The sequence below is a fragment of the Saprospiraceae bacterium genome (assembly GCA_016709995.1).
Lineage (GTDB): Bacteria > Bacteroidota > Bacteroidia > Chitinophagales > Saprospiraceae > JADJLQ01.
Map to the genome: position 1 here is coordinate 235,070 of JADJLQ010000002.1, position 12,741 is coordinate 247,810.

Below are 12,741 nucleotides of genomic sequence, written 5' to 3' on the forward strand. Positions count from 1 at the left end.
AGGCGGAGTTTACCAGGATTTACTGAGTCCAAAGACGATCAAACCTTATTCAAATTAACTTTATCGAAATTGTTATCAACAGAATTTAGCTAATGAATTAAAAAAGACCACCAAAATGGTGTTTATAAGCCCAGGTGATGACTGTAGTGGTATTTAATGACAAAGATCATTGTGAATCAACACCTTAGAAAGTACCTTGCTCATCAATATGGTATCAGACATTAAGAGCGCGCATGTATTATTTATTATAGGTGTGACCACTATAGTCATCGGAGCCATAGATCCGCTGGAAGGGTCAGTCCTCATAATCCCTGGCTCCTTGTTGTTATCGTATCTCACCTATAAGAGCAGAGATAGGATGAGGAAAGGCTATTTATTGGCGAGTCTCCTTATAGTATTTGGTACCTCGTGCATGTTTTATTTTTCCTATCTGGGTGGCATCGGAGCCGGCTCATCCTTGAGTTGGTGGTATGGATTATTGATCCTGCCTTATCCACTTGGATGGATCCTCACTATTACATTATTGATAATCAATCTTTTGTATGTAAAACACCAAAAATTTTAAAATGATACATAAATACATAGAAATATATATATCTTTGTATCTCTAATTATGGAACCAATATTATCAAATAGAGTAGATGCAGACAAACTAGATCATGCTGCTAATATGCTCAAGGTCATTGCCCACCCGCTCCGACTGACTATTGTAGACTTATTAATCCAAAATGGTCCGCTCACCGTATTGGAAATCCAGCACCAACTTGGCCTAGAACAAGCCATCGCTTCCCAACACCTCATCCTCTTGAAAGATAAGGGGGTGCTGAATGCTGAAAAAGTGGGGCGAAACAGGTATTTCAGCCTAGCTTATCCTAACATGAAAAACATCATCCATTGTATGGAGGATTGCTGTTATACAACTCCAAAATAAAAGTATGATCCATCCGGAAGGTTATTTATTTGCGACATTGATAGGTCTTTCTTTGGGGATGATCGGTGGTGGTGGTTCGGTATTGACGGTGCCTGTATTAGTTTATATTATGGGTATATCTCCTTTGCTTTCCACATCGTATTCTTTGTTTATAGTGGGTGTCACTTCGTTGGTTGGCGCAATGCAATATGCCAAAAACAAACTAGTCGATTATAAGACAGGCTTATTATTTGGCTTGCCAAGTATCATAGCAGTATATACCACGCGTAAATTTTTGGTGCCCATGATACCGGAGCATGTACTTTCTATTGGTAGCCTGGATATCACCAAACAAGTCTTTGTGATGGCCTTATTTGCTTTATTAATGATCATGGCATCGATCTCCATGATCCTGCCTACCAAAGAAAAATCTACGCACAAAAATTATACCGGGGGCTTGTTTTATCTCTCCGTCATACTGGAAGGGGTGTTGGTAGGAGGATTGACTGGACTGGTTGGAGCCGGAGGTGGATTCTTGATCATCCCTGCTTTGGTATTATTGGCAGGACTTCCCATGAAATTAGCGGTAGGTACCTCGTTGCTGATCATTGCACTTAAATCACTCATAGGTTTTACTGGAGATATGGGTCATTACACCCTGGATTGGAGCACACTATTACTGTTTACAGCCTTTGCTATCATAGGTATGTTTGCAGGTACGGCCCTATCAAAAAAAGTAAGCGGCGCCAAATTAAAACCGGCCTTTGGTTGGTTTGTACTCGTCATGGGTATTTTCATATTAGTCAATGAAATATTTTTAAAAAACAATTAAATAAATCCTTCAATATCTAATCAAATCCATCAAATATGAATATCGAACAAATTTATACCGGTTGTCTTGCCCAGGGAGCATATTATATCACCAGCGATGGTGAAGCAGCGATCATCGATCCCCTTCGGGAGATCCAACCTTACCTGGATCGACTGACTAAAGACCAGGTAAAACTCAAATACATTTTTGAGACCCACTTTCATGCAGACTTTGTGTCCGGACATGTCGATCTCAGTAAAAGCACCGGAGCACCTATTGTGTACGGGCCCAATGCCGAATGTGAATTTGAATGTATCTCTGCCAAAGATGGCCAGGAGTTTAAAGTGGGCAAGCTTACTTTCAAGGTATTGCATACCCCGGGTCATACCATGGAGAGTACGACTTATTTAATGAAAGACGAAGCAGGCAAGGATCATTGTATTTTTTCAGGGGATACTTTATTTCTCGGAGATGTTGGACGACCGGATCTCGCTCAGAAAGCAGCGCATATGACTCAGGAAGAACTAGCAGGACTGTTATATGATAGTCTATACACCAAGATTATGCCACTGGACGACGATATCACAGTCTATCCTGCCCATGGTGCTGGCAGTGCCTGTGGCAAAAAAATGATGACAGAGACAGTCGACAAACTGGGCAACCAAAAAAAGGTAAACTATGCCTTGAATCAGCCCAACAAAGAAGCCTTTATTAAAGCAGTCACGGATGGGCTGATGCCACCTCCGGCATATTTTCCAGCCAATGTGGCTATGAATAAAAAAGGGTATACCTCTTTTGAAGAAGTCAAAAGCAGGGGCATGAGCTCATTGACTCCGGAAGTGTTTGAAGTGGTGGCAGAAGAGTCCGGTGCAGTATTATTGGATACCAGGCCAGCTACGGATTTTTATAAAGGATATGTGCCTCAATCAATCAATATTGGTCTCAAAGGTGATTTTGCACCCTGGGTTGGATCATTGATCGCAGATGTCAATCAACCGATTTTATTGATCACTTCGCCCGGAGAAGAAGAGGAGTCAGTGACCCGACTGAGTAGGGTAGGATTTGACAATGTGCTGGGTCACCTCGAAGGGGGTGTGGATGAATGGATAAAATCCGGTAAAGAAATTGATACAGTAGATCGTATCACGGTCGATGCCTTTAAAGGTGCTTTAGAATCAGGGGGCTATCAAATATTGGATGTACGCAAAGAAAGTGAATACGAAAGTGGACATGTAGTTAATGCTGAAAACAAACCACTCGCCAATATTAATGATTGGATCCGGGACATCAATCCTGCAAAGCATTATCTCATACATTGTGCAGGAGGATACCGTAGCATGGTAGCCGCATCGATCTTGCAAGCCAGAGGATATCGTAACTTCAGCGAAATAGAAGGTGGCTACGCAGCCATCAGCCAAACTGAAATACCAACCACAGTGGTAGTAGCAGAAAAAATTTAAATTAAACAGTAAAGTCAAAAAAAATGTTTTCAAAAATTATCAATACACTCTTCCCTAAAAAAGAAGTCATAGATTTGAAATCCATCATTGCCCAGGGAGCTATGCTCGTCGATGTACGCAATCCGGATGAATATAAATCAGGTCATGTCAAAGGATCTGTCAATATTCCGCTGGATCAAATCTCTCAGCGACTGGATCGATTCAAGAATAAAAATACCATAGTTGTATTTTGTCGAAGTGGTGCCAGAAGTAAAATGGCTCAATCTATCCTCAAATCCAATGGCGTCACCAATGTCATCAATGGTGGAGGCTGGCAAGAGGTAAATCAATTTGTGAAGTAACTTAAAAAACAAACCTTATGAATGGGTGGACATTAATTCTCCGCTTTTTAATTAACCTTAAATAAATAGTATTATGAAAAAAAATGTTGGTTCTACAGACAAAATGATTCGCTTAGTAATTGCGGCCGTCGTTGCAGTATTGTATTTTACTAAAATGATTTCCGGTACGATGGCGATCGTCCTCGGAGTAGTTGCAATTATATTTGCAGTCACCGCTTTTCTTAATTTTTGTCCGATCTGGGCAGCATTTGGAATAAATACCAATAAAAACAAATAAATTATTAGTGTCATGAAATCGGTCTAATACTTACCTTACCGGATCATTTTTTTCATCGATTTCATCTGGCCATTTATTAACTATTAAAAAATAAACTGATGAAAAATCATTACCAAATTCTGGTCATCGGCGGGGGAAACGCTGGTTTGTCACTTAGTGCACATCTTTTACTGAAGAATAATAAACTAGATATCGGTATCGTAGAGCCCTCTGACAAACATTATTATCAACCCGCATGGACACTGGTCGGCGGCGGTGTTTACAATATTCAGGATACAGAACGCAATGAGATAGATTATATCCCCAAAGGAGCTGATTGGATAAGAGATGCCTGCGCTACCTTCCAACCAGAGTCCAATCAGGTCACCCTGCAGTCTGGCAGTAAAATCACCTATGATTATTTGGTGGTATGTCCGGGTATCCAACTCGATTGGGATAAAGTAAAAGGATTAAAAGAGACGCTGGGTAAAAACAATGTAACCAGCAATTATAGTTTTAAATATGCTCCCTACACTTTTGAGGTCATCAAAAACTTTAAAGGAGGCAAAGCCTTATTTAACAATCCGCATACTCCGATTAAATGTGGTGGGGCTCCTCACAAAATCATGTGGCTGGCCGCAGACTATTTTAGAAAAAACGGCATCCTGGACAAAGCCGATATACATTATTATAGCGGAGGAACCAGGTTGTTTGGTGTAGATAAATATGAAAAGACGCTACTCAAAATCGTAGAACGCAATAATATTAAATTGCATTTTTTTGAGAGATTGGAAGAAATAGATGGGCCCAATAAACGCGCAAAATTTGTTGGATTTGGTGAAAACAATAAGGATGTGGAATCCTGGGTAGATTTTGAGATGTTTCATGTGACTCCACCACAGTCTGCACCTGATTTTATTAAAAATAGTCCTCTCGCCAACGCCGCCGGATGGGTAGATGTAGACAAATTTACTTTACAACACAATAAATATAAAAATGTCTTTTCTCTTGGCGATGCCTCTTCCTTGCCAACTTCCAGGACGGGTGCAGCCATTAGAAAACAAACACCTACGGTGGCAAATAATTTATTGGCAATGATATCAGGACAAAGTATGCCCGCTACCTATAACGGCTACGCTTCTTGCCCTATCGTCACCGGTTATGGCAAGTTGGTCCTGGCTGAGTTTGACTATAATAATAAGCCTATGGAGACTTTTCCTTTTGATCAAAGTAAAGAGCGCTGGAGTATGTATCAACTCAAGAGACAAGTGCTCCCCAGAATGTATTGGAATATGATCTTAAGAGGCAAAGCACAAGGATAAAATAAGCTTATCTTGCAATACAAATACCTATATATCAACTTATGACTTTTATACAATTTATCAGCCAGCCTTGGCCATGGTATGTCGCAGGACCTATCATTGGATTGATGGTACCTCTTTTATTACTACTGGGGAATAAATCCTTCGGGATCAGTTCTTCACTGCGTCATGTATGTGCCGCTTGTATACCTGCAAACATTTCTTTTTTCAAATACGATTGGAAGAAAGAAATATGGAACCTGTTTTTTGCCTCTGGCATCATCCTGGGCGGTTTTATCGCTGCATATTTGTTGACCAACCACCAGCCGGTAGATATCAATCCTAAGTTGGTGTCGGAGTTGCAGTCATATGGCATTACTACTTCTGAGTCATTATTGCCAACTTCTTTATTTAATTGGTCTTCTCTATTGACCATCAAAGGATTTACGTTAATGGTGATCGGAGGATTTTTTGTTGGATTTGGCACCAGGTATGCCGGTGGATGCACCAGCGGACACGCTATCATGGGCTTGTCTTCTTTGCAATTGCCCTCACTGATCGCCACAGTTTGTTTTATGGCAGGTGGTTTCATCATGGCCAATCTTATATTACCCCATATTTTAAAATTGATATGATTATGCAAGATTCAGATGTATTGACACCCGAAGAAATCATAGAAGAGAATCTCGATCATGAGGTAAGATCCTTAGACACCGCCTGTATCAATGAGAGTGATCTCAAACAGCCATGGTATTATGATCTCATGTTTGTGATACCCGGTATATTTTTTGGAGTCGTGCTGGTCAAGTCTGAAGTGATCAGCTGGTATAGGATCCAGGAGATGTTTCGTTTGCAGGCTTTTCATATGTATGGAGTGATTGGCAGTGCTGTAGCAGTAGGTGCTCTTTCTATACTTATTCTCAAAAAGCTCAAAGCCAAAAGTGTCTTTGGCGAAGAGTTGGAGTTTCACGACAGACCCTTCAGCAAAGGAAATATTTACGGAGGATTAATATTTGGTTTTGGCTGGGCTTTAACAGGCGCATGCCCGGGGCCCCTTTACGCACAAATAGGATCTATTGGAACAGTAGCGATTGTCACTTTACTCAGTGCTGTTGCAGGGACCTGGGTATATGGTTTGATTAGAGAAAAACTACCTCATTGATCTGATGAAATATTTGAAAATCATCGTCAATGGTTATACACGAAATGCCAGTATAGATCTATGTATAATCCGTAAAGATTTTAGGCTAGCCCTGGATCAGTGGAGATATATTTTTACCAATCCCCAGATGCAGTGGAATTGTTCATTAGGAACCAGCTGCCTACATCCCGGCGTTGTGATCCGTAGGTATTTGAGCTATTGGCCTCTTTTCCAAAGACATTTTTTAATCAAATAAAATAAATTTATGAAATATTTCTCCATGGTGATAGGCACCGTATTGCTTTTACTGAGCACTTCTTATTTGTCGTCGGCACAGACCAAACTGTCAGTGTCCCAATTTGATTCCCTAATCCATAAAGACAAGACCATCCAACTCATTGATGTGCGTACGCCAGCAGAGCTTGCCACTGGTGTCATCAAGGGAAGTAAAAACATTGATTATTCCGGTGCTGATTTTGTAACCAGGATGAGTGCATTGGACAAATCTAAACCTATAGCTGTATACTGTGCTGTTGGTGGTCGCAGTGGCAAATCTGCCACCAAATTAAAAGAACTTGGCTTTACACAGATCTATGATCTTGCAGGAGGAATGACTGCCTGGAATGCACAGAAAATGCCGGTGGTACTGCCAGCTCACCAATAACAAAGCGAATTACTTCCTGATGACTGTATTTATAGGAGCTATTATTATCCTGATCATCGTACTTGTAAGTTACTCTACAACACTGGTATCGCGTATATCTTCCTCTATCAGGTTGCAGCAAGATCTTGCACCGGTCAAAAATCAATTTAGATGGGTCAAGTCCGGCTTGATAAGTATTGCATTTTTATTAATTAGCTTGATTGCTTTTACTATTTGGCAATATTGGCAGAAAGCCTCATTGCAGGAGAATACTTTGAAGGAAAACATTCTGCATGCTTATGATTCTACAAAAGTGTGGAACGCTCCTGACCTATCATTTATGCTCCAGTCTCCGGACAAAGAGTTATTGGTATATGGGCGCCAGTTGATCGCCAATACTGCTGATTTCCTCGGACCAGCCGGCATCATAAGACCTATGTCCAATGGGATGAATTGTCAAAACTGTCATCTGGATGCAGGTACTAAAGCCTGGGGAAACAATTATTCCGGAGTAGCTGCCAATTATCCAAAATTGCGAGCCCGATCTGGTACAGTAGAAAATATCACCAAAAGGATCAACGACTGTTTTCAGCGAAGCCTTAATGGTGACACGCTGAAGCCTGACAGTAAAGAGATGAAAGCAATGGCAGCATACATCCAGTGGTTGGGTCAGGCGGTCCCTAAAAATCAAGCTCCTAAAGGGGTTGGGCTAAAAAAACTTGCAGTAATGACACGAGCGGCTGATCCGGTCAAAGGTCATGAATTATTTATAAGCAAATGTCAAAGTTGTCATGGGGTTGATGGTCAGGGATTGCCCAAACCAGAAGATCCTTCTACGAAGTATCCCCCGTTATGGGGCGATCACAGCTACAATGAAGCTGCTGGATTGTATAGAGTCTCGACTTTCGCCGGTTATATAAAAACCAATATGCCATTTGGTGCAACAGCTGACAATCCCCAGTTAAGCGACGAAGAAGCATGGGATCTTGCAGCTTTCGTCAACGGTCAACCAAGACCCAAGCACAAGTTTTTAGCGACAGATTGGCCGCAGATAAATAAAAAACCTTATGACCATCCATTTGGTCCATATGAAGATACATTTACAGAAGCACAACATAAATATGGTCCCTATCAACCGATCATAGATTTTCAAAAACAAACCAAATAATGCATCTGTATTGAATTGAATACGTGCAGATATCTGGTTTACTAAAACATAAAGCATGAAAAAAAATAGGCGCAAGTTTTTGCAATCAATGACCATTGGAGGTTTAGGATTGGGGCTACTGGAGCCAATTAAAGCACATCCAATGATACCCGCATATAAAATGGAGGAGATGGATCAGGATGTTTCAAAACCTAAAAAAATCACTTTACTTCAAACGACAGATGTGCATTGTCAGATACACCCGCATGACGAATTGTTTTGGGAAAATGAAGCTATGGTATTCAGAAAGACAGCAGGCTACGCTCACCTGGCTACCATGTTTAAAAAATATCGAAAAGCCAATCCCAATACCTTCATTATGGACACAGGTGATATGTTTCAGGGCAGTATGCTTTCTATCAAGACACAAGGTGGTGCTTATACAGATATCCTCAACCAATTGGATTATGACCTGTACCTGCCTGGCAATTGGGAGGTAGTCTATCATAAAGATCGCATGCAGCAACTTATGGGAGGATTGAATGGCCCGAAAGTTTGTGCCAATATGTATCATGACCTGGGTGATGGCGTCAAGGGAGAACTTATCTTTCCTGCATATTATACCTGGATGGTGGAAGGTATCAAAATAGGCTTTTTGGGTTACACCGATCACCTGGTACCCATCAGACAATCTCCTGCATACAGCAAAGGAATCATATATACCAAACCAGAAGAAAACCTGGCTCATTATGTAGGAGTCTTAAAAAAACAAGAGCAGTGTGATTTTGTGATCATCCCAGCTCACATGGGTCTTTCTCAACAAATAGCCCTGGCCAATCTACCAGCTTGCGAAGGCGTGGACTATATCTTTGGAGGAGATACACATGAGCGCGTGCGTAAGCCGATACAATGTAAATATGCCAAAGTTGTGGAGCCCGGTGCTTTCGGATCTTTTATTGGCAAATTGGAACTCACCGTGCAGAACGGGAAAATATTGGAGGAACAATACGAACTCGTCGAGGTCAGCCCGGATAAATACAAAGCGGATGCGTCCATGGCTACTCTAATCTCCACGTTGGAGAAAGATTTTATCACGGACATTAAAAAAGTACATGGATATTCCAAAGTACCGCTCTATCGGTATTTTGTCGTGGAGAATACGATTGATACTATGATCGTAGATGCACTGATGTGGAAAGCCAAGACGGATATCGTGTTTTCTAATGGATTTAGATTTTGTCCCCCACGCGATAAAGATCATACGGGCATGGTCCCTATCACCGAAGGATATATCGTCGATATGCTGCCGATAGATGCAGTTGCCCGGACAGGAATCGTCACCGGCAAACAGATCAAAGACTGGCTTGAAAAAGAATTGCAGAATGTATTTGCCAAAGAAGCATCGGGGCGTTTTGGTGGCTGGGTCGTCAAAATGAAAGGCATGTCTGTAGAGTTTAAAGCATTTGAGGAGCTGGGTCAGAGAGTTCAAAAAGTAATGGTCGGTGATCTACCACTGGATCTGCAGCGTGAATACACTATCACCGCCTGCGAACGCGAAGGGGATCCTGAAGATACCCTCTGCAGAATATTAAAAGTCAAACAAACCCGGAATTTAGATTTTACCTTACATCAGATGATGAGGGATTATCTTCATACCTTTTCTCCGGTAGATCCGACACCACATCATAATGTCAGGATACTCGATGCACCCCAGACCTTATTGTCCCAGGTGTTTGGAGTAGATTATAAATTTGTATAAAATTATTTTAAAAGCAATACTTATGAAAATGAAAGCTGGAATTTTGATGATAATGGCTATGATGTTTTTTGTATCCGCTCAAAGTCAGTCATCAGTCAATAACAAAAAATATAAAATCATCATCCAAATGACTAATGGTGATTCGTCGGTTCACAAAGGGACTTTAAGGCAGATCAACAATGCACTGACCGCAGCGCCTAATAGCAAAATAGAAGTAGTCTGTCACAGCGCCGGCATCAATATGTTGCAAACCTCTAAATCCACCACATTGGCACAGATCAAAGATCTTAAAAGCAGAGGCGTGGTATTTGCCGCCTGTGCCAACACCATCCGTGAACGCAATATTGACAAAGCAGATATAGTTGGTGAGGCGATCATCGTGCCGGCAGGTATCATCGAGGTCGTAGACAAAGAGACGAAGGGTTGGGCTTATTTGAAGGCAGGCAATTGAGAACCAGTTATATGACGATTCTGCCCTTAGAATTTTGAATTCATTTAGATAGCATCGGTTTTTTTAACCGACATTACCCAAAGCTCCAAAAACCAAATGTTCTAAATAAGCTTCTATTTCTTTGGGTAATTTTTTTTTTGTAAAATTTCCTAGACCAGGTAAGTGGTGCATAAAGAAATATTGCTGATGCGAAGCTTCTATGATGGTACTGGCCAGTGAATTTGGATAATGATAAGCTGGTTTAAACTCTAAAAACACCCCGGCAATCTTTGCACAAAGGTCTTTATAAGGTTTGTATAATTCCTCTTTATTGTGGTCATCCACTACTTTTGAAAGATAGGTTTTACTACCTTCAGCTATCACTAAATAGTATAGTTGCTTATGGTCTAACTGGCTATTGAAGTTTATCGTATTATCCTCCCAAACCAACAAGTCTATAATTTTTTTGATTTTTTCTTCAGGTTTTACAATATTGTTGATTTGAAACATGATCTGAAATTCCAAAAAAGCCCAATACCAATCTACTAAATAGAACAGAAGCTTGTGTTTATTTTCAAAATATCGATAGATAGACGCCTCAGTGGTAGGAATTTCTTTTGCCAATTTTTTGAAAGTAAATTCCTCGTAACCGATTTTCGATATCATTTCCAAACCTCTTTGTAGGATTTGTTCCCCCAATGATGTCGTCTGCGGGTCTCTCAAATACAGTTTTTCGTTTAGCTTAATCTTTACATCAACCACCATTTTTATGTCATTTTAGTTACAAATATAATAGCATATAAAACATTTATGATAATTTAACTATATTTTATAATAGTAATACTATTATTTTTTGAAAAGATGTTTGTATTTTTGCACCCATATTTAATAATACATGGCCATCTCGTCAAATAGCTTTGGAAAGCTTTCAGAGCTGATAAAACTAGAGCGTAAAGAAATCAGTTCAATATATTTTTTTGCAATACTCAATGGTCTTGTACAACTAAGCTTACCCCTGGGCATACAGGCCATTATTGGCTTTGTATTGGGAGCCACTATGGTTACCTCTGTCTATGTATTGATATTTTTTGTAGTGCTAGGCACACTGGTGGTGGGGATTTTAAATATTTACCAGATGAAAATTATTGAAAAAATTCAGCAAAAAATATTCGTGAGGTATACGTTTAATATGGGTCTAAAGATTCCCGGTTTTGATCTTTTATCCATAGACAAATATTATTTGCCTGACAAAATCAATTATTTCTTTGATATCCTGACTGTTCAAAAGGGTATATCAAAGCTTTTATTGGATATACCCATTGCCACCATTCAGATCATTCTTGGCTTAGTATTACTTTCTTTTTATCATCCACTATTTATAGTTTTTGGCTTTTTGTTATTGCTTATATTATTCCTGTTATTGCGTTTTACCAGTAAAAGCGGTCTCGATACGAGCATATCAGAAAGCAATCATAAATACACTGTAGCAGCCTGGCTTCAAGAAACAGGTCGGGTAATAAAGGCATTTAAGCTAAACCCCCAAACCCACCTCAACCTTATAAAAACAGATAATAAAGTACTGGACTATTTAGTTGCCCGTACTTCACACTTCCGCATATTGCTTTTCCAATATCGATCCATCGTATTTTTTAAGGTAGGGATAACAGCACTCATGCTGATTATAGGTACCTACCTTTTATTCAATCAATTACTCAATATCGGAGAGTTTGTGGCGGTAGAGTTAGTCATTATCACTGTTATTGGTTCTTTAGAAAAACTCATTATAAGTTTGGAAAACATCTATGATGTAAGCACAGGCCTGCTTAAAATAGATTCAGTCCTGAATAATCCATCGGATATAAGTGGTACGATAAAATTTGCTGCCAACCAGGACATCGAGTTAAAATTTCATGAAGTATCATTTTCTTACGAACCTCATAATCCTGTCTTTAAACAGGTAAATTTTCAAATCTCAGCACAGTCCTTAACCGGTATTTCGGGTGAAGATGGTAGCGGAAAAACCACTTTGCTCAAGCTCATATCGGGATTATATAAAAAATTTTCGGGATTTATTTTAGTCAATGGAATACCCATTCAAAATTATGATTTAGAAAATTATAGAAGTCATATTGGTGTTTATTTGCAAGAAAATGATCTTTTTGAAGGAACTGCTTATGAAAACATCAGCATGGGGAGGCCGGTTGAAATAAATCAGATTATGTCACTTTCAAAACAACTTGGTATTGACGATTTTATCAACAGCTTGCCTCAGGCATTTGAAACCATCCTAGACCCTCAAGGTGTAAAATTGCCCAGTACAGTAGGCAAAAAAATATTACTACTCCGAGCTTTATTAAGTAATCCCAGCTTAGTAATTTTAGAAGAACCCTGGTTTGGGCTTGAATACAGATCAACAGAAACCATCAAAAAGTACCTTATTGAATTAGCGAAGTTTAAAACTGTAATTGTTGCCACAAACGACATAGAATTCTTGCGACAATGCCATCAAAATCTTAAAATCGAAAAAGGCTATATCCAATAA

Annotated in this window: 16 protein-coding genes; 15 read left to right on the plus strand and 1 reads right to left on the minus strand. The window is 39.8% G+C overall.

Features of this window, described 5'->3' with window-relative positions; translation table 11 throughout:
* Positions 1 to 208 precede the first annotated feature (208 nt).
* The 14 genes from IPJ09_15420 (at position 209) to IPJ09_15485 (ending at position 10,220) form a co-directional block, all read left to right on the plus strand.
* On the plus strand, positions 209 to 565 hold the full coding sequence (locus IPJ09_15420; GenBank protein ID MBK7372797.1) for a hypothetical protein: 357 nt from the start codon (positions 209 to 211) through the stop codon (positions 563 to 565).
* A 48-nt stretch (positions 566 to 613) separates the two neighbouring features.
* Complete coding sequence (locus IPJ09_15425; GenBank protein MBK7372798.1) at positions 614 to 931, plus strand: helix-turn-helix transcriptional regulator; 318 nt, start codon at positions 614 to 616, stop codon at positions 929 to 931.
* A 7-nt stretch (positions 932 to 938) separates the two neighbouring features.
* Positions 939 to 1,742 (plus strand): sulfite exporter TauE/SafE family protein, encoded by an 804-nt coding sequence (locus tag IPJ09_15430; protein MBK7372799.1) that lies wholly within the window; start codon positions 939 to 941, stop codon positions 1,740 to 1,742.
* Between the two features lie 35 nt (positions 1,743 to 1,777).
* Positions 1,778 to 3,181, plus strand: coding sequence for an MBL fold metallo-hydrolase (locus IPJ09_15435; protein ID MBK7372800.1), 1,404 nt, complete (start codon positions 1,778 to 1,780; stop codon positions 3,179 to 3,181).
* Between the two features lie 23 nt (positions 3,182 to 3,204).
* Positions 3,205 to 3,522, plus strand: coding sequence for a rhodanese-like domain-containing protein (locus IPJ09_15440; protein MBK7372801.1), 318 nt, complete (start codon positions 3,205 to 3,207; stop codon positions 3,520 to 3,522).
* Positions 3,523 to 3,595: 73 nt separating this feature from the next.
* The gene (locus IPJ09_15445) at positions 3,596 to 3,799 is read left to right on the plus strand and encodes a DUF2892 domain-containing protein (protein ID MBK7372802.1); all 204 of its coding nucleotides are present in this window, start codon (positions 3,596 to 3,598) and stop codon (positions 3,797 to 3,799) included.
* Between the two features lie 98 nt (positions 3,800 to 3,897).
* A complete protein-coding gene (locus tag IPJ09_15450; protein ID MBK7372803.1) occupies positions 3,898 to 5,100 on the plus strand; it encodes an NAD(P)/FAD-dependent oxidoreductase in 1,203 nt (400 codons plus the stop codon).
* Between the two features lie 41 nt (positions 5,101 to 5,141).
* The gene (locus tag IPJ09_15455; protein MBK7372804.1) at positions 5,142 to 5,714 is read left to right on the plus strand and encodes a YeeE/YedE family protein; all 573 of its coding nucleotides are present in this window, start codon (positions 5,142 to 5,144) and stop codon (positions 5,712 to 5,714) included.
* A gap of 2 nt (positions 5,715 to 5,716) precedes the next feature.
* Positions 5,717 to 6,241 carry a YeeE/YedE family protein gene (locus IPJ09_15460; protein ID MBK7372805.1) on the plus strand — a complete coding sequence of 175 codons (525 nt, stop codon included), beginning with the start codon at positions 5,717 to 5,719 and terminating at the stop codon, positions 6,239 to 6,241.
* A gap of 4 nt (positions 6,242 to 6,245) precedes the next feature.
* Complete coding sequence (locus IPJ09_15465) at positions 6,246 to 6,476, plus strand: hypothetical protein (GenBank protein MBK7372806.1); 231 nt, start codon at positions 6,246 to 6,248, stop codon at positions 6,474 to 6,476.
* Positions 6,477 to 6,500: 24 nt separating this feature from the next.
* Positions 6,501 to 6,884 (plus strand): rhodanese-like domain-containing protein, encoded by a 384-nt coding sequence (locus IPJ09_15470; protein ID MBK7372807.1) that lies wholly within the window; start codon positions 6,501 to 6,503, stop codon positions 6,882 to 6,884.
* A 19-nt stretch (positions 6,885 to 6,903) separates the two neighbouring features.
* Positions 6,904 to 8,031 carry a c-type cytochrome gene (locus IPJ09_15475; protein MBK7372808.1) on the plus strand — a complete coding sequence of 376 codons (1,128 nt, stop codon included), beginning with the start codon at positions 6,904 to 6,906 and terminating at the stop codon, positions 8,029 to 8,031.
* A gap of 55 nt (positions 8,032 to 8,086) precedes the next feature.
* Positions 8,087 to 9,769, plus strand: a complete 1,683-nt coding sequence (locus IPJ09_15480; protein ID MBK7372809.1) for a 5'-nucleotidase C-terminal domain-containing protein — start codon at positions 8,087 to 8,089, stop codon at positions 9,767 to 9,769.
* 28 nt (positions 9,770 to 9,797) lie between these two features.
* The gene (locus tag IPJ09_15485) at positions 9,798 to 10,220 is read left to right on the plus strand and encodes a DsrE family protein (protein ID MBK7372810.1); all 423 of its coding nucleotides are present in this window, start codon (positions 9,798 to 9,800) and stop codon (positions 10,218 to 10,220) included.
* 63 nt (positions 10,221 to 10,283) lie between these two features.
* Here IPJ09_15485 and IPJ09_15490 read toward each other — a convergent pair whose 3' ends face one another.
* Positions 10,284 to 10,964 carry a TetR/AcrR family transcriptional regulator gene (locus tag IPJ09_15490; protein MBK7372811.1) on the minus strand — a complete coding sequence of 227 codons (681 nt, stop codon included), beginning with the start codon at positions 10,962 to 10,964 and terminating at the stop codon, positions 10,284 to 10,286.
* A 130-nt stretch (positions 10,965 to 11,094) separates the two neighbouring features.
* Between IPJ09_15490 and IPJ09_15495 the strand changes: the two genes are divergently transcribed.
* Complete coding sequence (locus IPJ09_15495; protein MBK7372812.1) at positions 11,095 to 12,741, plus strand: ABC transporter ATP-binding protein; 1,647 nt, start codon at positions 11,095 to 11,097, stop codon at positions 12,739 to 12,741.

Coding starts and splice junctions, on each gene's coding strand:
- IPJ09_15420 (MBK7372797.1), top strand. CDS start 209: ATGGTATCAGACATTAAGAGCGCGCATGTATTATTTATTATAGGTGTG.
- IPJ09_15425 (MBK7372798.1), top strand. CDS start 614: ATGGAACCAATATTATCAAATAGAGTAGATGCAGACAAACTAGATCAT.
- IPJ09_15435 (MBK7372800.1), top strand. CDS start 1,778: ATGAATATCGAACAAATTTATACCGGTTGTCTTGCCCAGGGAGCATAT.
- IPJ09_15440 (MBK7372801.1), top strand. CDS start 3,205: ATGTTTTCAAAAATTATCAATACACTCTTCCCTAAAAAAGAAGTCATA.
- IPJ09_15445 (MBK7372802.1), top strand. CDS start 3,596: ATGAAAAAAAATGTTGGTTCTACAGACAAAATGATTCGCTTAGTAATT.
- IPJ09_15450 (MBK7372803.1), top strand. CDS start 3,898: ATGAAAAATCATTACCAAATTCTGGTCATCGGCGGGGGAAACGCTGGT.
- IPJ09_15455 (MBK7372804.1), top strand. CDS start 5,142: ATGACTTTTATACAATTTATCAGCCAGCCTTGGCCATGGTATGTCGCA.
- IPJ09_15460 (MBK7372805.1), top strand. CDS start 5,717: ATGCAAGATTCAGATGTATTGACACCCGAAGAAATCATAGAAGAGAAT.
- IPJ09_15465 (MBK7372806.1), top strand. CDS start 6,246: ATGAAATATTTGAAAATCATCGTCAATGGTTATACACGAAATGCCAGT.
- IPJ09_15470 (MBK7372807.1), top strand. CDS start 6,501: ATGGTGATAGGCACCGTATTGCTTTTACTGAGCACTTCTTATTTGTCG.
- IPJ09_15475 (MBK7372808.1), top strand. CDS start 6,904: ATGACTGTATTTATAGGAGCTATTATTATCCTGATCATCGTACTTGTA.
- IPJ09_15480 (MBK7372809.1), top strand. CDS start 8,087: ATGAAAAAAAATAGGCGCAAGTTTTTGCAATCAATGACCATTGGAGGT.
- IPJ09_15485 (MBK7372810.1), top strand. CDS start 9,798: ATGAAAGCTGGAATTTTGATGATAATGGCTATGATGTTTTTTGTATCC.
- IPJ09_15490 (MBK7372811.1), bottom strand. CDS start 10,964: ATGGTGGTTGATGTAAAGATTAAGCTAAACGAAAAACTGTATTTGAGA.
- IPJ09_15495 (MBK7372812.1), top strand. CDS start 11,095: ATGGCCATCTCGTCAAATAGCTTTGGAAAGCTTTCAGAGCTGATAAAA.